Source organism: Peterkaempfera podocarpi, assembly GCF_042466665.1.
GTDB classification, from domain to species: domain Bacteria; phylum Actinomycetota; class Actinomycetes; order Streptomycetales; family Streptomycetaceae; genus Peterkaempfera; species Peterkaempfera podocarpi.
This window is the reverse complement of the sequence record NZ_CP162102.1, coordinates 2,961,824-2,981,268: the sequence shown is the minus strand read 5'-3', so window position 1 is coordinate 2,981,268 and position 19,445 is coordinate 2,961,824. Positions and strand designations below refer to the sequence as shown.

13 protein-coding genes and 2 rRNA genes are annotated in these 19,445 nt (G+C 71.2%); 13 read left to right on the top strand and 2 right to left on the bottom strand.

What is annotated here, in order from left to right; translation table 11 throughout:
- Window positions 1–126: 126 nt before the first annotated feature.
- Window positions 127–3,248, top strand: a 23S ribosomal RNA gene (locus tag AB0761_RS12975).
- 82 nt (window positions 3,249–3,330) lie between these two features.
- A 5S ribosomal RNA gene (rrf, locus tag AB0761_RS12970) occupies window positions 3,331–3,447 on the top strand.
- 139 nt (window positions 3,448–3,586) lie between these two features.
- Here rrf and ligD read toward each other — a convergent pair.
- Complete coding sequence (gene ligD / locus AB0761_RS12965; protein WP_377269137.1) at window positions 3,587–4,606, bottom strand: non-homologous end-joining DNA ligase; 1,020 nt, start codon at window positions 4,604–4,606, stop codon at window positions 3,587–3,589.
- A gap of 76 nt (window positions 4,607–4,682) precedes the next feature.
- On the opposite strand from ligD, the gene AB0761_RS12960 reads away from it, so the two are divergent.
- The 11 genes from AB0761_RS12960 to AB0761_RS12910 all read left to right on the top strand — a co-directional run bounded on the left by AB0761_RS12960 (window position 4,683) and on the right by AB0761_RS12910 (window position 18,302).
- Complete coding sequence (locus AB0761_RS12960) at window positions 4,683–5,777, top strand: ATP-dependent DNA ligase (protein WP_377269136.1); 1,095 nt, start codon at window positions 4,683–4,685, stop codon at window positions 5,775–5,777.
- Complete coding sequence (locus AB0761_RS12955) at window positions 5,774–7,009, top strand: glycosyltransferase (RefSeq protein WP_377269135.1); 1,236 nt, start codon at window positions 5,774–5,776, stop codon at window positions 7,007–7,009. Before AB0761_RS12960 ends, AB0761_RS12955 begins: the two co-directional genes overlap by 4 nt.
- Window positions 7,002–8,618 (top strand): glycosyltransferase family 4 protein, encoded by a 1,617-nt coding sequence (locus AB0761_RS12950; RefSeq protein WP_377269133.1) that lies wholly within the window; start codon window positions 7,002–7,004, stop codon window positions 8,616–8,618. The genes AB0761_RS12955 and AB0761_RS12950 overlap by 8 nt, the downstream gene beginning before the upstream one ends.
- 169 nt (window positions 8,619–8,787) lie before the next feature.
- Window positions 8,788–9,915: a DegT/DnrJ/EryC1/StrS family aminotransferase gene (locus AB0761_RS12945; protein WP_377269131.1), complete on the top strand. Its 1,128-nt coding sequence runs from the start codon at window positions 8,788–8,790 to the stop codon at window positions 9,913–9,915.
- Between the two features lie 323 nt (window positions 9,916–10,238).
- Complete coding sequence (locus AB0761_RS12940; protein ID WP_377269129.1) at window positions 10,239–11,537, top strand: glycosyltransferase; 1,299 nt, start codon at window positions 10,239–10,241, stop codon at window positions 11,535–11,537.
- A gap of 100 nt (window positions 11,538–11,637) precedes the next feature.
- Complete coding sequence (locus AB0761_RS12935; RefSeq protein WP_377269128.1) at window positions 11,638–13,371, top strand: glycosyltransferase; 1,734 nt, start codon at window positions 11,638–11,640, stop codon at window positions 13,369–13,371.
- On the top strand, window positions 13,368–14,015 hold the full coding sequence (locus tag AB0761_RS12930; RefSeq protein WP_377269126.1) for a hypothetical protein: 648 nt from the start codon (window positions 13,368–13,370) through the stop codon (window positions 14,013–14,015). Before AB0761_RS12935 ends, AB0761_RS12930 begins: the two co-directional genes overlap by 4 nt.
- The gene (locus tag AB0761_RS12925) at window positions 14,008–14,901 is read left to right on the top strand and encodes an ABC transporter permease (RefSeq protein WP_377269125.1); all 894 of its coding nucleotides are present in this window, start codon (window positions 14,008–14,010) and stop codon (window positions 14,899–14,901) included. Before AB0761_RS12930 ends, AB0761_RS12925 begins: the two co-directional genes overlap by 8 nt.
- Complete coding sequence (locus AB0761_RS12920; protein WP_377269124.1) at window positions 14,879–15,724, top strand: ABC transporter ATP-binding protein; 846 nt, start codon at window positions 14,879–14,881, stop codon at window positions 15,722–15,724. The genes AB0761_RS12925 and AB0761_RS12920 overlap by 23 nt, the downstream gene beginning before the upstream one ends.
- Before the next feature lie 99 nt (window positions 15,725–15,823).
- Window positions 15,824–17,005, top strand: coding sequence for a glycosyltransferase (locus AB0761_RS12915; RefSeq protein ID WP_377269123.1), 1,182 nt, complete (start codon window positions 15,824–15,826; stop codon window positions 17,003–17,005).
- A 316-nt stretch (window positions 17,006–17,321) separates the two neighbouring features.
- A complete protein-coding gene (locus tag AB0761_RS12910; protein WP_377274064.1) occupies window positions 17,322–18,302 on the top strand; it encodes a Gfo/Idh/MocA family oxidoreductase in 981 nt (326 codons plus the stop codon).
- A 6-nt stretch (window positions 18,303–18,308) separates the two neighbouring features.
- On the opposite strand, the gene wecB is transcribed toward AB0761_RS12910, so the two are convergent.
- On the bottom strand, window positions 18,309–19,391 hold the full coding sequence (wecB, locus tag AB0761_RS12905) for a non-hydrolyzing UDP-N-acetylglucosamine 2-epimerase (RefSeq protein WP_377269122.1): 1,083 nt from the start codon (window positions 19,389–19,391) through the stop codon (window positions 18,309–18,311).
- Window positions 19,392–19,445 lie beyond the last annotated feature (54 nt).

The window sequence follows — 19,445 nt, the reverse complement described above, 5'->3', positions numbered from 1 at the left end:
TCTGGTTGGGCGCGCTGTTGGGTCCTGAGGGAACGGGTTTTTGGTTTCCTTGGTGCCGGTCCCATGCTGGGTGAGGTGGGTGGCTGGTCGTTGTTTGAGAACTGCACAGTGGACGCGAGCATCTGTGGCCAAGTTTTTAAGGGCGCACGGTGGATGCCTTGGCACCAGGAACCGATGAAGGACGTGGGAGGCCGCGATAGGCCCCGGGGAGCTGTCAACCGAGCTGTGATCCGGGGGTGTCCGAATGGGGAAACCCGGCAGTCGTCATGGGCTGTCACCCGCTGCTGAACACATAGGCAGTGTGGAGGGAACGCGGGGAAGTGAAACATCTCAGTACCCGCAGGAAGAGAAAACAACCGTGATTCCGGGAGTAGTGGCGAGCGAAACCGGATGAGGCTAAACCGTATGTGTGTGATACCCGGCAGGGGTTGCGCGTGCGGGGTTGTGGGTTTTTTCTTGATCGGTCTGCCGGCCGGTCGGCGAGTCAGAAACCGTATGGGTAGTCGAAGGGCATGCGAAAGGCCCGGCGTAGAGGGTAAGACCCCCGTAGACGAAATCTGTACGGCTCGCTTGAAGAACACCCAAGTAGCACGGGGCCCGAGAAATCCCGTGTGAATCTGGCGGGACCACCCGCTAAGCCTAAATATTCCCTGGTGACCGATAGCGGATAGTACCGTGAGGGAATGGTGAAAAGTACCGCGGGAGCGGAGTGAAATAGTACCTGAAACCGTGTGCCTACAAGCCGTGGGAGCGTCGTTGCAGTCTTCGGACTGTGGCCGTGACTGCGTGCCTTTTGAAGAATGAGCCTGCGAGTTTGCGGTGTGTGGCGAGGTTAACCCGTGTGGGGTAGCCGTAGCGAAAGCGAGTCCGAATAGGGCGTTTGAGTCGCATGCCCAAGACCCGAAGCGGAGTGATCTAGCCATGGGCAGGGTGAAGCGCGGGTAAGACCGTGTGGAGGCCCGAACCCACCAGGGTTGAAAACCTGGGGGATGACCTGTGGTTAGGGGTGAAAGGCCAATCAAACTCCGTGATAGCTGGTTCTCCCCGAAATGCATTTAGGTGCAGCGTCGTGTGTTTCTTGCCGGAGGTAGAGCACTGGATAGGCGATGGGCCTCACCGGGTTACTGACCTTAGCCAAACTCCGAATGCCGGTAAGTGAGAGCACGGCAGTGAGACTGCGGGGGATAAGCTCCGTGGTCGAGAGGGAAACAGCCCAGAACACCGGCTAAGGCCCCTAAGCGTGTGCTAAGTGGGAAAGGATGTGGAGTCGCAGAGACAACCAGGAGGTTGGCTTAGAAGCAGCCACCCTTGAAAGAGTGCGTAATAGCTCACTGGTCAAGTGATTCCGCGCCGACAATGTAGCGGGGCTCAAGTACACCGCCGAAGCCGTGTCACTCACACAATACTTCCAACGAAGGTGTGGGTGGGTAGGGGAGCGTCGTGTGCCGGGTGAAGCGGCGGCGGGAGCCAGTCGTGGACGGTATACGAGTGAGAATGCAGGCATGAGTAGCGATACAAGAGTGGGAAACTCTTGCGCCGATTGACCAAGGGTTCCTGGGTCAAGCTGATCTGCCCAGGGTAAGTCGGGACCTAAGGCGAGGCCGACAGGCGTAGTCGATGGACAACGGGTTGATATTCCCGTACCCGCTATGAAGCGCCAGCGTCGAACCCAGTGATGCTAAGCCCGTGAAGCCGCCTCTGATCTCTTCGGAGTGAGGGGGAGTGGTGGAGCCGGTGGCCCGAGCTGGTAGTAGGTGAGCGATGGGGTGACGCAGGAAGGTAGTCCATCCCGGGCGGTGGTTGTCCCGGGGTAAGGGTGTAGGACGCAGGGTAGGCAAATCCGCCCTGCACATAGTCTGAGACCTGATGCCGAGCCGATTGTGGTGAAGTGGATGATCCTATGCTGTCGAGAAAAGCCTCTAGCGAGTTTCATGGCGGCCCGTACCCCAAACCGACTCAGGTGGTCAGGTAGAGAATACCGAGGCGTTCGGGTGAACCGTGGTTAAGGAACTCGGCAAAATGCCCCCGTAACTTCGGGAGAAGGGGGGCCATTGCTGGTGAGGGGATTTTCTCCCTGAGCTGGTGGTGGCCGCAGAGACCAGCGAGAAGCGACTGTTTACTAAAAACACAGGTCCGTGCGAAGCCGTAAGGCGATGTATACGGACTGACGCCTGCCCGGTGCTGGAACGTTAAGGGGACCGGTTAGTCTCGATTCGTCGGGGCGAAGCTGAGAACTTAAGCGCCAGTAAACGGCGGTGGTAACTATAACCATCCTAAGGTAGCGAAATTCCTTGTCGGGTAAGTTCCGACCTGCACGAATGGCGTAACGACTTCTCGACTGTCTCAACCACGGGCCCGGTGAAATTGCATTACGAGTAAAGATGCTCGTTTCGCGCAGCAGGACGGAAAGACCCCGGGACCTTTACTATAGCTTGATATTGGTGTTCGGTTCGGCTTGTGTAGGATAGGTGGGAGACTGTGAAGCGGCCACGCCAGTGGTTGTGGAGTCATCGTTGAAATACCACTCTGGTCGTGCTGGATGTCTAACCTGGGTCCGTGATCCGGATCAGGGACAGTGTCTGGTGGGTAGTTTAACTGGGGCGGTTGCCTCCTAAAGGGTAACGGAGGCGCCCAAAGGTTCCCTCAGCCTGGTTGGCAATCAGGTGTTGAGTGTAAGTGCACAAGGGAGCTTGACTGTGAGACCGACGGGTCGAGCAGGTGCGAAAGCAGGGACTAGTGATCCGGCGGTGGCTTGTGGAAGCGCCGTCGCTCAACGGATAAAAGGTACCCCGGGGATAACAGGCTGATCTTCCCCAAGAGTCCATATCGACGGGATGGTTTGGCACCTCGATGTCGGCTCGTCGCATCCTGGGGCTGGAGTAGGTCCCAAGGGTTGGGCTGTTCGCCCATTAAAGCGGTACGCGAGCTGGGTTTAGAACGTCGTGAGACAGTTCGGTCCCTATCCGCTGTGCGCGTAGGAGTCTTGAGAAGGGCTGTCCCTAGTACGAGAGGACCGGGACGGACGAACCTCTGGTGTGCCAGTTGTTCTGCCAAGGGCATGGCTGGTTGGCTACGTTCGGGAGGGATAACCGCTGAAAGCATCTAAGCGGGAAGCCTGCTTCGAGATGAGGGCTCCCACCACCTTGAGTGGGTAAGGCTCCCCATAGACGATGGGGTTGATAGGCCGGGTGTGGAAGCCCAGTAATGGGTGGAGCTGACCGGTACTAATAGGCCGAGGGCTTGTCCATAGTTGCTACGCGTCCACTGTGTTGTTCTGAAACAACGACCGACTCTGCCCCTTCGGGGGTTGGGTTGAGAGTTTCATAGTGTTTCGGTGGTCATAGCGTGAGGGAAACGCCCGGTTACATTCCGAACCCGGAAGCTAAGCCTTACAGCGCCGATGGTACTGCAGGGGGGACCCTGTGGGAGAGTAGGACGCCGCCGAACAATCATTGAGGAGAGGGGCTCCGCAGCCGAAAGGCTGCGGAGCCCCTTTTCGCATTCCCGCACACCCGCATGTCCGCAGCCGGCATGCTGTCGTGCCCGCAGGCCGTCCGTCAGTCGTCCAGAGCAGGACAGCCCTGGGTCAGGGCGTGGTGGGCTTCCGCTTCGCGCGGCTCGGCTGGACGCGCAGCGGCTCGCCTTCCATCTTGGGATGGTCCGGCGGATAGGGCAGGTCGCCCAGACCGTGTTCGTGTTCGTCGCGGGCCGCAAGCTCCAGGGCATGGTCGAGCCGGCAGGGGTACTGGTCCATGTCGGCGTGCAGGTCCCCGAGCTCGGCGAAGCGCTGCTGCATGGTCATCAGGTCGAAGTCCTGCGGTCGTGCATCCTGCAACTCCTCCCAGCGCAGCGGGGCGGAGACGGATCCGTGCGGTGTGGGGCGGAGTGAGTAGGCGCACGCGATCGTGCGGTCACGCGCAGTCTGGTTGTAGTCCACAAAGATCTTGGTGCCGCGTTCCTCCTTCCACCAGGCGGAGGTGACCTGCTCGGGCATCCGCCGCTCCAGTTCCCGAGCGATGGCGATGGCAGCACGTCTGACCTGGACGAAGGTCCACTCCGGATCGATGGGGACGAAGACATGGAGTCCCCGGCCTCCCGAGGTCTTGGGCCAGCCGCGCAGCTGCAACTCGTCCAGCAGCCCATGGAGCTCCTGTGCCGTGCGGACCGCGTCCGTGTAGTCCGTGCCGGGCTGCGGATCGAGGTCGATGCGCAGCTCGTCGGGGTGCTCCAGGTCGCGGCGGCGTACGGGCCACGGATGGAAGGTGATGCAGCCGAGATTGGCCGCCCAGATGACGGCGGCCGGCTCGGTGGGGCAGATCTCGTCGGCATGGCGGCCGCTGGGGAACCGGATGCGTCCGGTCGGGATCCAGTCGGGGAGGTTGGCGGGGGCGCGCTTCTGGAAGAAGGACTCCCCGGTCACGCCGTCGGGGTAGCGCTCCAAGGTGGTGGGCCGGTCCCGCAGGGCGCGCAGGATGCCGTCACCCACGGCCAGGTAGTACTGCGCGACGTCCAACTTGGTCCAACCCCGTTCCGGGAAGTAGACCTTGTTGGGGTTGGACAGCCGGACGGTCCGCTCACCCACAGTCAGCTGCAGCGCTTCTGCCATCCAGCCACGGTAGGACGGCCCGCCGTCCGGCGCGCGCCGACGAGCGCGCCGGAGTGCCCGGCGCAAGAATCGCCCCATGGACCTTCCGGTGATGCCGCCCGTGAAGCCGATGCTCGCCAAGTCGGCCGCACGGATTCCACCCGGTATGCAGTACGAGGGCAAGTGGGACGGCTTCCGGGCGATCGTCTTCCGGGACGGCGACGAGGTCGAGATCGGCAGCCGGACGGGCAAGCCGCTGACCCGCTACTTCCCTGAGGTGGTCCAGGCGGTGCGGGAGGCGCTGCCGCCGCGCTGTGTCGTCGACGGGGAGATCGTCATCGCCCGTGAGGGCCGACTGGACTTCGACGCCCTGCTGGAGCGGATCCATCCCGCCGACTCCCGGGTGCGGCTGCTGGCGGAGCGCACCCCGGCACGGCTGGTCGCCTTCGACCTGCTGGCCCTGGGCGAGGAGTCCCTGCTGGACACCCCGCTGGTGGAGCGACGGCGTCTGCTGCTGGAGGCGCTGGGCCCCACCCCGCCCGGACCGGTGCATGTGGCACCCGCCACCACGGACCTCGACGTCGCCCGGCGCTGGTTCGAGCAGTACGAGGGCGCGGGGCTGGACGGGGTGGTCGCCAAGCCGCTGGCCCTGGGCTACCGACCGGACGAGCGGGTGATGGTGAAGGTGAAGCACGAGCGTACGGCGGACTGTGTGCTGGCCGGCTTCCGCTTCCACAAGAGCGGTCCCGTTGTCGGCTCACTGCTGCTGGGGTTGTACGACAGCTCGGGACGGCTGCAGCACGTCGGAGTCTGCGCCTCCTTCCCGATGCGCCGCAGGCAGGAGCTGGTGGCGGAGCTGGAGCCGCTGGGGATGGCGTCGGTGGCGGGCCACCCCTGGGCGGCCTGGGCCGATGAGGCGGCAGCGGCGGCCGACCGGATGCCGGGCGCACCCAGTCGCTGGACGGGCAAGAAGGATCTCTCCTGGGTGCCGCTGAGGCCGGAGCGGGTGTGCGAGGTGGCCTACGACCATATGCAGGGCGACCGGTTCCGCCATACGGCGCAGTTCCGCCGCTGGCGGCCGGACCGTGAGCCGGCCGGCTGCACCTATGCCCAGTTGGAGGAGCCGGTGGGTTTTGATCTGGCGGATGTGCTGGCCGGCCCGTCCGGGACCGGCGGGGAGGCGGCACGGTGAGGGTGCTGATGCTGGTCACCTCGGATGTGGCCCATGACAGCAGGGTGGTGCGTGAGGCCGGTGCGCTCGCTGCGGCCGGGCATGCGGTGCATGTGCAGGGGCGGGATGTACCGGAGGGCTGGGCGCCGGCCGGGGCCGCGTTCACTGTGGGTTCCTCGTCGGGGGGACGGGGTCTGCGGTCGTCCCGCCCTCCGTCCGTGCGGCGGTCCGGCTGGTTCTGGCGGGCGGCGCGCTGGTGGCTGCTGCCCCGGCACCGCCGCCGGGTGTGGTCGGCGTGGGCGGTGGCGGCGGGGTCCGAGCTACGGGGCGGGTCCTTCGACGTCGTCCATGCGCATGACTTCAACACGCTGCCGACGGCCGCGCGGCTGGCCGGGGAGCAGGGGGCGCTGCTGGTCTACGACGCCCATGAGTGGTGGTCGGGCCGTCAGCGGCACGGCCGTCCGGTGCCATGGGAGCGGTTGCGGGAACGCCGTATGGAGGCGGTGCTGACCGGGCGGGCCGATGCGGTGGTCACCGTCGCGCAGGGGATCGCGGACCGGCTCGAACGGTGGTCGGCCGCCCCGGTGACGGTGGTGCGCAACACCTTCCCCGCCGAACCCGACGAACCGCCCGGGCAGGGGGCGGTGCCGCTGCCTGCCCTTCCGGGCGGAGTGGTGTACGCGGGGCGGATCGGCGCGGGCCGGGATCTGGAGACCGTGCTGGCCGGCGCCGGCGGCCAGGCGGAGGTGGTGCTGGTGGGCCCGGCCGACGAGGCCTATGCCGCCCGGCTCACCGGACGACCCGGCGGGGCGGCGGAGCTGCTTGCGCCACGTCCGGTGGATGCCGTGGACGCCCTGCTGCGCCGGCACGGCCTGGCGGTGGTGACCCTGGCCGACAGCTGCGACAACCATCGGCTTGCCCTGCCCAACAAGCTCTTCCACGCCGTCCGGGCCGGAGTGCCCGTGATCGCCGCGGACCTGCCCGAGCTGCGGCGCACGGTGCAGCGGTACGGCCTGGGCGAGCTCTACCGGCCCGGCGACCCGGCGTCGTTCGCGGCGGCGCTCGGCCGGGCCCGGGCGCGCTACCCCGGACTGCTGCGCTCGGTGGCCGCAGCGCGGCCCGAGCTGGTCTGGGAGCAGGACGCCCGGCGCCTGGTGTCGCTGTACGGGGCGCTGGCGGAGCGGCGCTTCGGCGGTGGCCTGCGCGGCAGGCCCCGGCCGAGCGCCGTAGGGCGGGGGAGCCGGCATGAGTGACGGCCCGATGCCCGGCCGGGTGGTGATGCTGGTCGCCAACGGGGTGGAGGGTGACTCCCGGGTGCAGAAGGTTGCCTGGTCAATGGCTGCGGCGGGCTGGGATGTGACGTTGCTGGGCCGGGCGCCCGGCGCGGAGCCGCTGGAGTACCGGCTGGGAGGGGCCACCGTGCTGCTGGTGCCGGTCGGTGCGGCGGTATCCGGTTATGAGCGCGGCCGGGGCGCTCCGATGCGGTTGGCGCGGGCGCGTCGTCCCGCGTACGCGGGTGCGCGAGCCGCTGTCGCGCGCTGGGACGCACTGGACGCCCCCCGTAGTCGGCGGCTGGACCTGGCGGCGAGGATGCGTGCTCTGCTGGCCGCCCGCCCGCTGCTGGACCGTCTGCTGCTGCCACTGGGCGCGGGACGGGTCGCCGGCCCGCTGCGGATGGCCGCCGACGGACTGCGCGGCACGGTGGACCGGAACGGCGGCTGGCGGTCCCTCAACCCCTGGTTCCGCGATCTGGAACTGTCCTTCGCACCCGTGCTGGCCGAACTGCGCCCCGAGCTGATCCACGCCCATGACTTCCACACGGTGGGCATCGGCGCACGCGCCGCCGCCAGACTGGGCACCCCCGGGCGCCCGGTGCGCTGGCTGTACGACGCCCATGAGTACCTGGCAGGTATCGAGGTGCCCGGCCGCTGGGACCTCAGGGGCCGACTGCGCCGCCGGATGCTGCTCGGGGTGGAGCGGGAGTACATCCGGCGCGCCGACGCGGTGGTCACCGTCTCGGCGGCGATCGCCGAGCGCCTGCAGGCGGACCACGGTCTGGCCCGGCGTCCCCGGGTGGTCCTCAATGCACCGGTGGTGCGCGCCCGCGGTGCGGCACGGGCGGCGGACGACGACGCTCCCGACGTACGCCAGGTGGTGGGCCTGCCGCCGGACGCCCCGCTGCTGCTCTACAGCGGAGGACTGGCGCCCCGGCGCGGGGTGGCCACCGCGGTGCGGGCGCTGCCCGGACTGCCCGGGGTCCATCTGGTGCTGGTGGCCCGGAGCGGCGACCCCGATGCGGAGGTGCTCCGTGAGCTGGCCGGCCGGCTCGGCGTCGCCGAGCGGCTGCATCTCGCGGGCTATGTCGCACCCGATCGGGTGGTCCCCTACATCGCCTCGGCCACCGCCGGTCTGGTGCCGATCCTGCACCGCCCCAACCATGAGCTGTCGCTGATCACCAAGTACCTGGAGTATCTGCACGCCCGGCTGCCGGTGCTGTGCAGCGATGTCGCCGAGATGGCCCGCACCACCCGGTCGCTCGGTGCGGGGGAGGTCTTCGTCGCCGGTGACACCGCCTCCTTCCGGGCCGCCGCCCGTGCGCTGCTTGCCGACCCCGCGCGTCACCGCCGTTGCTACGAACCGGGCGGGGCCGCCGAGCGGGCGCTGCCCGGGCTCACCTGGACCGGCCAGGCCGAGGTGCTCGACACCCTGTACGCGGGGCTGACCGGGCGTCGGCCGCGGGCCGTCCCGGCGTCCGCCGGTGCGCTGCGGTTGCGGCCGGTCCGCGGGGACGGGGCGGCGGGCCCCGTACGGCCCTGCACCGCGCGCGGACCAGGGCGGGATGTGCCTACCGTGCAGGGGTGACCGCCGCAGGGCCAAGCTGCCCGCTGCTCAGCGTTCACCTGGAGAGTGTCTCCTGTTCAACGGCGTCCGGAAGCCTGGTCGCGGCGCGCAGGCGTCACCGGACGCCCTCGACCCGCCGTCCCGGTGCACCAAGGCGGCGCAACCACGCAGCGACGATGGAGGTGGCCGCATGCGCGGGCGGAACGAAGAGCTGATCCCCGCAGCGCGTCCCGTGATCGGTGACGACGAGATCGAGGCCGCGGTACGGGTGCTGCGCAGCGGCGCTGTGGTGCAGGGGCCGGAGGTCGCGGCGTTCGAGGCGGAGTTCTCGGCCCTGGTGGACGGCAGCCACTGCGTGGCCGTCAACTCGGGCACCTCCGCGCTGCAGCTGACGCTGATGGCGCTGGACATCGGCCCGGGTGACGAGGTCGTGGTGCCGTCCTTCTCCTTCGCTGCGACGGCCAACGCCGTACGGCTGGTGGGCGCCGAACCGGTCTTCGCCGACATCGAGCCCGGCAGCTTCTGCCTGGACCCGGACGCCGTCGCCGCGGCCATCGGCCCCCGCACCGCCGCGCTGCTGCCCGTGCACCTCTACGGGCATCCGGCGGCCATGGACCGGCTGATGCCGCTCGCCGAACGGCACGGGCTGGCCGTCGTCGAGGACGCCTGCCAGGCGCATGCCGCCACGCTCGGCGGCCGGCCGGTGGGCACCTTCGGTGCCGCGGGCTGCTTCAGCTTCTATCCGACGAAGAACATGCACTCCCTGGAGGGAGGCATGATCACCACCGGGGACGCCGAACTGGCCCGCAAGCTGCGGCTGCTGCGCAACCAGGGCATGGAGCAGCGCTACGTCAATGAGGTGGTGGGCGCCAATATGCGGCTCACCGATGTGGCCGCGGCGGTGGGACGGGTGCAGCTGGGCCGCCTCGCCGTGTGGACCGAGCAGCGCCGGGCCAACGCCAAGCTGCTGGACTCCCGGCTGACCGGGCTGCACACCCCGGTGGTGGCCGACGGGGCCCACCATGTCTACCACCAGTACACGGTGCGGGTGCCGGGCAACGGCCGGCCCGACCGCGACTGCGTGCAGAAGGCGCTGTCCAACCGCGGTGTGGGCAGTGCCGTCTACTACCCCACGCCGATCCACCGGCTGAAGTCCTACCGGGGCGAAGAGGGCGAGCAGCTGAAGCGCTGGGATCTGCCGGAGACCGAGCGGGCCTCCGCCGAGGTGCTGTCGCTGCCGGTCTACCCGACGCTCACCCCCGCCGAGCTGGAGCGCATCATCGCCGCCGCGAACTCCCTGGGCGGACTGCTCAACTAGCCGCCGTCCACGGCCTCGTCGGCCCTCCCGGGCAGCAGCCGGTCGTACGGCCGCTGCTGCCCCGGACAAGGGGCTCGGCCGATCGCTCCCCCGGAGGCGTCGCACACCGGCAGCGGTGCGGCCCCGGCCGTGGCGGTCGGTGCGGCGCCGAGGGTGCCCGGATGGCGGCGCTCGACAGGCGCCCCGGCGGGACGTCTGCCTACGGTGCTGATGTGACCTCGGCACCCTCTGGCACCCTCCGGAAGCAGCTGCCCGACCCGGCCGTCGTTCGCACGGCGGACCGACGCGGCCCGATGGGCCGTACCGCCCGGAGCCGGCCCCGTGTGCTGTACCTGGCGTTCTTCTTCCCACCCACCCGGGCCAGCGGCGTCTACCGGGCGCTCGCCACCGCCAATCTGCTGGCGGAGCGGGAGTGGGACGTGACGGTGGCGACGGCGCCGCGCGAGTTCTTCTCCGACTACCTCCGCTCCCACGACCCCTCGCTGGAGGCCCGGATCCATCCGGCGGTCGCGGTCGAGCGGCCCCGGATGGGCTACTTCCGCTGGGAGCGCGACGTCCGCCGGTTCGGCCTGTTGCGGGCGCACTTCCCCACCCTGGTGAGCGCCGCACACGGGTGGGCGCAGCGCCGCGTCTTCCCCGAGCACTACGCCACCTGGCTGCCGCATCTGCTGGCCCGGGCGGTGCGGCTGCATCTGGCCAGGCCGTTCGACCTGGTGCTGGCGACCGGCAACCCGTTCGCCTCCTTCGCCGGGGCCTGGGCGCTGGGCCGCGCCCTGCGCGTCCCCTATGTGCTGGACTACCGCGACCCGTGGGCGTTCAACCCGCTCACCGGGGAGCCGGGCTTCGACCCGGGCAGCGGCGCCTGGGCGTGGGAGCGGCGGGTGCTGCGGGGCGCGGCCGAGGTGGTGCACGTCAACGAGCCCATCCGGCGGTGGTACGCGGAGCGCTATCCCTTCGCCGCGGGGCGCTCCCGGGTGGTCTACAACGGCTGGGAGCCGGAGATCCTGGGGCGGCCGCAGTGGACGGAGCGCACGGCGGGGCGGCCCCTGCGGTTCGGCTACATCGGGACCCTCACCGACCAGTTGCCGCTCGAGGTGCTGTTCGACGGGTGGCGGCTGGCCCGCAGGGACCCGGCGCTGGCCGACGCGGAACTGCATCTCCACGGTCATCTGGGATTCTTCGCGCACAGTGCGCGTCCGCTGCTGGAGCGGATGCCGGAACAGGGCGAGCGGCTCGGTGTGCACTACCGGGGCCCGGTGGCCAAGGCGGACGTCGGAGCCGCGTACGCGGAGATGGACGCGGTGGTGTTCCTGGCCGGAGGGGCGCGCTATGTCACCTCCGGCAAGGTCTTCGAGTACATGGCGACCGGGAAGCCGATCGTCTCGGTGCACCGGCCGGACCATGCGGCCGTGGATGTGCTGCGCGGCCATCCGCTCTGGTTCTCCGGCGGCCGGCTGGATGCGGAGGCGGTGGCGGGGGCATTTGTCGCGGCCGGGCGCGCGGCGCTGGAGCTGCAGCCGGACCAGGTGGAGCGGGCTGCGAAGCATGCCGAGCGGTTCACCCGCGAGGCGACGCTGGCCCCGTTCGAGGAGCGATTGAGGAGGATCGCAGGTGGCCGCTGACCGCAGGGACCGCAGACAGCACCGGCGGCGGCCGGCGGCGCGGCTGGCCGTGGTGACGCCCTGGTACCCGTGTCCGCAGCGCCCGCACGCAGGATCGTTTGTGCGGACCGCCACCGCCGCGGTGGCGGCGCGCTTCGCCGAGGTGGAGGTCCTCAACGGGGAGGACTGGCCGTCGGCGGGCGGGGAGTTCCGGCACGACCTGGTACGCACCGCCCATGAGCGGATGGCCGGGCCGCTCGGCGAGGGCAGGGTCCCGGTGGTGCCCGAGACCACCGCCGAGGGCTGGCGGCTGACCAGGGTGCCGGTCCCGGTGCGGCCGCCCGCGCAGTACGCGGAGTGGGCGCGGGCCCATGAGAGCGCGCTGCGGGCGGTGCTCCCCGGGGGCCGGATCGAGGCCGATGTCGTCCATGGGCACACCGGCATCTACGGCGGATGGGCGGCGTGCCGGCTGGCCCGGCCCGGGGCGCGGGTGGTGGTGACCGAGCATGCCTCCTTCCTCCCGGCCGTGCTGCGCCAGCCGGCCTCCAGGGAGCTCTACCGGGAGGTCGTGGAGCGGGCGGATGCCTTTCTGTGCGTCAGCCCATGGCTGCGGGAGCGGCTGGCCCAGTCCTTCCCCGACCATGCGGAGAAGTTCAGGATCGTGCCCAACGCGGTGGATGTGGAGTCGATCCCGCGGCGGCCGTCGCGGGTACGGGAGCTGCGCCGCTGGCTGTTCGTCGGCAATCTGGCGCCGGCCAAGGGGGTGCCGCTGCTGCTCACCGCCTTCGCCGCGGCGGTGGCCGACAACCCGGCGCTGGAACTCACCCTGGTGGGACCGGGCGAGGCGGACGCGGTCCGCCGGCGCGCGGCCGAGCTGGGGGTGGGGCACCAGGTCGTGGTGCGCGAGCCGGTGGACCCCGCCGAGGTCTTCCCGATCATGCACCAGCACGATCTGCTGGTGCACCCGAGCACCTTTGAGACCTTCGGTATGACGGTGGTGGAGGCTCTCGCCACCGGTATGCCGGTGCTGGTCACCCGGTGCGGCGGACCGGAGCAGACGATGGCCGGGCTGGAGGGGGTGGCGGGCCGTCTGGTGGACGTCGCCGACGGACCCGGGCAGCTGCTGGAGGGCTACCGGCAGCTGGTCGCCGGGGTGGACCGGCTGGACCCGGTGCGGGCCCGCGCCGCGGTGGAGCGGCGCTTCGGCCTGGCCCAGGTCGGCGCCGAGCTCGCGGAGGTGTACGGGCCCACCTCGTCCGGACCTGCCCCCGCCGCGTCCCCGGCCCCCGCCGCATCGATCGCGTCCACCGCCCCCGGCGGCCCGGCCCAGCCGCACGGCGCCGCTCCGGACACCGCCGCGGCCCCGGCCCCGGTAGCACCGTCCGCGGCGCGGTCCCCGGCCGGGTCGGCCGGGGAAGGTGCGGTCCTGCTGCTGGCCCTCGGCGGAACCCGGCTGCGGGCCGTGGTGGCGGACGCCACCTGGCTGGCCGAGCGGGGCGTACCGGTGATCGTCGCCGCCGCACGCCGGGAGGTCGCGGAGGCGGCAGCGGCCGACCCCCGGGTGTGGGTGCTGCGGCTGCCCTCGGGCGAAGGCCCGCTCGGTGCCTGGCGACTGTGGCGGCTGGCCCGCCGCGGACTGCGCGGACTGCTGGGAGGCGACCCCCGGCCGGCGATCGGCCGGCTGGTGGTCTGCGACGCCCCCGCTGCGGCCTTCGCCTGGCATCTGGCCAGGTCCGAGCCGCAGCTGCCGATGCGGTGGTGCGTGGAGCGCGGTGCCTGTGCGGACATGGACCGGTCGACCGGTCACCCGGCGGGGCCCGCTGCGGGTGCCGGAGTGCGGGAGGCGGTCCGATGAGCACGGGCAGGCGGCCGGTGGCCGACGAGCGTCGCCGGGTGCTGTTGCTGGCCCTCAACACCCGCGGGGTGGCCGGGGTGTGCGAGGACGCGGAGTTCCTGCTGGCCAGGGGCGTCGCGGTGGATCTGCTCACCGTCAATCCGCTGCCCTGGGAGGCCGCGGGGCTGTCCGCGGAGGTGCGCCGGTGGTCGCTGCGCGAGGGAGAGGGCCGGCATCCGCTGCCACGCGGTGAGCGGCTGCTGGTGTACCGGGCGCCGCGCAAGGCCCTGGGGCTGCTGCGCGCCGCGGCCGAGCCGCACTACCACCGGCCCGACGGGGGACGTGCCCTGGAACTCGCGGTCGGGTCGGTGACACGGCTCCACACCCGGCTGGCCGACGGCTTCCACCACCGGTTCTTCATCCGCGGCTACCGGGTGGTGCGCCCCTGGCTGATGTGGCGGGTGGCCCGCCGCCACCCGGGGGAGCTGCTGGTGTCGGAGACCACCGAGCGGGTGGTGGTGTACGACACCCATGCCGTGCCCACGGCCTGGCACCTGGGCCGCCGCCATCCGCGGCTGGCGGTCTCCCTCGGGCTGGACCGGACGCTGTACGAGGGGCCGCCCGTGTCGGCGCCCTCCGGCCGGGGAGGGCGCCGGGATGAGTGACACCACGGCGGACCGGCAGACGGCGGCCGCGCGGGTGGTGCCCGACCATCCGCTGGAACACCATCTCTTCCAGGCCCGGCGGGCGGGGCTGCCGCATGTCCCGGCCTATCTGCGCCAGCTGTGGCAGCGCCGGCAGTTTGTGCACGAGATGGCCCGCAGCACGCTGCGGGCGCAGAACTACACCAGTTTCTTCGGGCAGCTGTGGCTGGTGCTCAACCCGCTGCTGCTGGGGTGTGTCTACTACGTGCTGGTGGACATCCTGGGCACCGGCGCCCGCCAGCCCGACTACTTCGCCAAGTTGCTGGCGGGGCTGTTCGCCTTCAACTTCTTCTCGTCGTGCCTGGGCCAGTGCGCCGGCTCGGTGATCGGCAGCAGCCGGCTGATCATGAACAGTTCCTTTCCCCGGCTGCTGCTGCCGATCACCCAGATCGTCATCGCCTTCATGCGGTTCCTCCCCTCGATGGTGGTCTTCCTGGTGGTGCACGAGGTCGAGCACCTGCCCTGGGGCTGGCCGATGCTGGGGGCGCTGCCGGCGTTCGTGTGTCTGGCGCTGTTCGGGGCGGGGCTGGGGTTTCTGACCGCCACGGTGCAGGTCTACTTTCGGGACTTCGCCAACTTCCTGCCCTATGTGATCAGGATCTGGCTTTTTCTCTCGCCGGTGCTCTGGGCGCTGGAGGACCAGCAGGCCAGGGGTGGCAGCAAGGCGCTGCTGATCTCGCTCAACCCGCTCTCCCCGATGCTCGGCACCTGGGGCGACGCACTGGTACGAGGGCGCTTCGCCCACCCGGGGTGGCTGGTGACGGGCGGCTGCTGGGCCGCCGGTGCCTTCCTCGTCGGCACCCTGGTCTTCCTGTGGAGGGAGCGTGAGTTCGCTGTCCGCCTCTGAGACGGTCGCCGCCGGCCGAGGACCGGCCGCCTCGCCTCCCTCCGGTCCGGGGGAGTCCTGGGCGGTACAGGTCCGCGACGTCCACATCACCTACCGGGTACCGCGCGACCCCAGGGCCAACACCCTGCGCTACCGGCTGACCAGGCCCTCCGCCCGCCGCGACCTGGTACGCGAGGTCAAGGCGCTGCGCGGGGTCAGCATCGAGGTGGCCCATGGCAGCGTCCTGGGCGTGGTCGGGGCCAACGGGGCGGGCAAGTCCACCCTGATGCGGGCGGTCGCCGGCATCCTGCCGCCGAGCTCCGGGGAGATCGAGGTCCACGGCCGGATCAGCACCCTGCTCGCCCTCGGCGTCGGCTTCAACGGCAATCTCAGCGGACGGGAGAACGTCGTCCTCGGCGGACTCGCCGCCGGGCTGAGCCGCCGTCAGATCGCCGAGCGGTACCAGCAGATCGCCGACTGGGCGGACCTCGGCGACTTCATCGACATGCCGATGAAGACCTACTCGTCCGGAATGTACGGCCGGCTGGCGTTCGCGGTCTCCACCCATATGGAGCCGGATGTGCTGCTGATCGACGAGGCACTGTCGGCCGGCGACGCCAAGTTCAAGCGCAAGTCCTACGACAAGATCCAGGAGCTGGTCTCCCAGGCTCGCACGATCTTCCTGGTCAGCCATGCCGTCGCCACCATCAGGGAGCTGTGCGACGACTGCGTCTGGCTGCACCAGGGACGGGTGATGATGCGCGGCGACCCCGAGGAGGTCACCGCCGCCTACATCCGCTTCCAGGAGGTCGGCGAGGACGCCGTGGTCCTGGAGGACGTCTGACCCGCGACCACCCCGAGCCCGCCCCCGCGGCGATGCGGCCCGGCAGCAGCCGGTCCCACATGAGTCAGCCCAGTAGCGAGTCCTGGCGGTGCGACATCCATGAGCCCTACCGCAGAGCCCCCGGTCCCCGGCGGACGGCCCGCCGTCCTCCCCGCCCCCGTCGATGTCTCCCTGATCACCAGCGGCCACCATGTGGCCGACGCCCGGCTGCACCGGCACTGCGCCGCCCTGCGCCGGGCCGGACTCACCGTGGAGGTGCTGGCCCGCGGCACCGCGGCCGACGCGCCCCCCGGAGTGGAGTTCCGGCCGCTGGAGGCCGGCGGCCTGACCCGCCGCGGCCTGCACGCACTGCTGCTGCCCGCCCGGGCCCGCGGCAGGGTGCTGCTCACCCTCGATCCCGACCTGGTACCCGCCGCCCGGCTGCGCCGCGCCCTTCCGGGCGGCCGCCGGCTGCTGGTGGTCGATGTCCACGAGGACTACCAGGCGCTGCTGCGCGACCGCAGCTGGGCCCGCGGCCCCGCGGGCGCCGCGGCCCGCATCTGGACGCACACCGCGACCCGGCTCAGCAGGCGCGCGGACCTGACCGTCGTCGCGGACGAGCATGTGCCGCCGCGTACCGCGGCCCACCGCATGGTCGTCCGCAACCTGCCCGACTTCCGGCTGCTGCCCGCCCTGCAGCCGCCCGGCCCGGTGCCCCGCGCCCTGTATGTCGGCGACATCCGCGGCAGCCGCGGTCTGTGGACGATGCTCGCCGCCGTGGAGGCGGCCCCCCACTGGCAGCTGGACCTGGTGGGCCCGGTCGCGGCGGAGGACCGGGAACGGCTGCGGGAGTGGCAGCGCGGCAGCTCCGCCGCGAACCGGGTCCGGCTGCACGGCCGGATGCCGCCACGGGCGGCCTGGCAGCTGGCGGCCGGTGCCTGGGTGGGCATGGCCCTGCTGGAGACCACCCCGGCCTTCGTCGGCTCGATACCGTCCAAGGTCTACGAGTACCTGGCCTGCGGACTGCCGGTGCTCACCAGCCCGCTGCCGCGGGCGGCAGAGCTGGTGCGGGCCTGCGGTGCAGGCACCGTGGCCGACGGCTCCGACCAGGCCGCACGCATCCTGTCCGGCTGGGCGGGGGAGCACCGGGCGGCGTACGAGCGCTGCCGGGCCGGGGCGGTGCGCTGGTCGGAGGACCACCGGCAGACCACCACCCCCTACGACCGGCTGGCCGGGACGGTGGCCGCACTGCTCGCCGCCGCCAGCCTGCATCCGCTGCCCGATCCCGCGGAGGCGGCATGAGCCCCCGAGGAGGGCGTGCGGGCGCCCGCCCGCACGCCCGCAGACCGGACCAGCGCCGCAGACCGGACCAGCGCCGCAGACCGGACCAGCACCACAGACCGGACGAGCGCCGCAGACCGGACCAGCACCACAGACCAGACGAGCACCGCCGACCGATGGAGGAGGCCACGATGCGCGGGCGAGACCGATATCCGATCCCCGGGGCGCCCAGAGGTTCCGGGGCTGCTCCGAGAGCGGGCCTGCGGTGACCGGCCCCGTCCCGGCCGGGACCGCCGGGCGTCGAACGCTGCGAGCCGGTCTGGTGGGGCTGGGTGCCATGGGCCGCAACCACGCCCGGGTGCTCAGCGGGCTCGACGGGGTGCAGCTGGTCGCCGCCGTCGACCCGGCCGGCGACCGCAGCGGGGCCGCCCGAGGCGTGCCGGTGCTGCGCAGCGTCGCCGAACTGGTCGCACTCGGCGTCGACTACGCGGTGGTGGCCTGCCCCACCGCGCAGCACGAGGCGGTCGGCCTGGAACTGGCCGCCAACGGGGTCTGCGCGCTGATCGAGAAGCCGCTGGCCCACTCGGTGGCCGCCGCGGAGCGGCTGGTGGACGCCTTCGAGGCACGCGGGCTGGTCGCGGGCGTCGGGCACATCGAGCGGTTCAACCCGGCGCTGCAGTCGCTTCGGGCCCGTCTGGAGACGGGCGAGCTGGGTGAGGTCTTCCAGGTGGTGACACGCCGCCAGGGCCCCTTTCCGCACCGCATCGCCGATGTGGGGGTGGTCAAGGACCTGGCCACCCATGACATCGATCTCACCGCCTGGGTCACCGGCCAGGAGTACGGCTCGGTGTCCGCCCGTACGGTCAGCAAGAGCGGCCGGCCGCACGAGGACATGGTGGCGGTGGTGGGCGAACTCTCCGACGGCACCGTCGTCAGCCATCTGGTCAACTGGCTGAGTCCGCTCAAGGAGCGTTTCGCCGCGGTCACCGGCGCCCGGGGCTGCTTTGTCGCCGACACCCTCACCGCCGACCTCACCTTCTACGCCAATGGCGCGGTGACCACCGAGTGGGAGGCCCTGCGCGCCTTCCGCGGTGTCGCCGAGGGCGACATGGTCCGCTACGCCATCCCCAAGCGGGAGCCGCTGCTGGTGGAACATGAGCGGTTCCGGGACGCGGTCGAGGGCAAACCCGGCGACATCGTGACGCTCCGTCAGGGGCTGCGCACGGTGGAGGTGTCGGCGGCGGTCCTGGAATCGGCGCAGCGGCGGACCACGGTGCGGGTGCGGCCCCGGCTCCTCGACGAGCCGCAGCGGGCCTGACCCGGATCAGGCCCGCTCGGCCAGCACCCGGGCCACCCGACCGGCCGCGCGCCCGTCCCCGTACGGGGCGGCGCGCGGCCCCTCGGGGGCGGGGCGGACGGCGACGGCCGCCCAGGCGGCGGGCGCCAGCAGCTGCGGATCCGGGACCAGGACGTTCCAGCCCTCGGCCAGTGTCTCCGGCCACTCGGTCTCCGGACGCAGCGTGGTGCAGGGGCGGCCCAGCAGATAGGCCTCCTTCTGCAGGCCGCCCGAGTCGGTGACCACCCCGGCGGCGCCCAGCACCGCCGTGACCAGCTCTGCGTACGGCAGCGGAGAGGCCACCCGGACGGCTCCCCGGGCCAGCTGCACACCGTGCTCCTCGGCCCGGGCCAGCAGCCGGGGATGGGCCGGCAGCACCACCGGCAGCGGCAGCCCGGCGAGGGCATCCGCGATCGCCGCCAGCCGCTTGGGGTCGTCGGTGTTCTCCGCCCGGTGCACGGTCGCCAGCAGATACGGCCGGGCCGGGTCGACCCCGTCCGGCAGTACGGGGGCCCGGCCCTCACTCCGCACGGCGTCCCGTACCCGCAGGCAGACGTCCACCATCACATCGCCCACCAGCTCGGCCCGCTCGGCCAGCCCCTCCGCGGTCAGATGGCGCACCGCCTCCTCGGTCGGGGCCAGCAGCAGATCGGCCGCGTGGTCGGTGAGCACCCGGTTGTGCTCCTCCGGCATCCGTCGGTTGAAGGACCGCAGCCCGGCCTCCAGATGGGCGACCGGCAGGTGCAGCTTGACCGCGGCGACCGCCCCGGCGAGCGTGGAGTTGGTGTCGCCGTACACCAGCACCCAGTCGGGGCGCTCTGCCGCCAGCACCGGGTCCAGCGCGGCCAGCACTCCGCCGGTCTGCACCCCGTGGCTGCCCGAGCCGACACCGAGGTGCACATCGGGTGCGGGGATGCCCAGGCCGCTGAAGAAGACATCGGAGAGGCCGGCGTCGTAGTGCTGGCCCGTGTGGACGATCACATGGCGGTGCCCGGACCGGTCGAGCGCCTCGGCGACGGGGGCGAGCTTCACCAGCTGGGGGCGGGCGCCGACGATGCTGACGACCTTCATGGCGGTTGCTCCTCGGGGGTGGACGGCGGGCCGGTCGCGCCGGCTCCCCGGGCG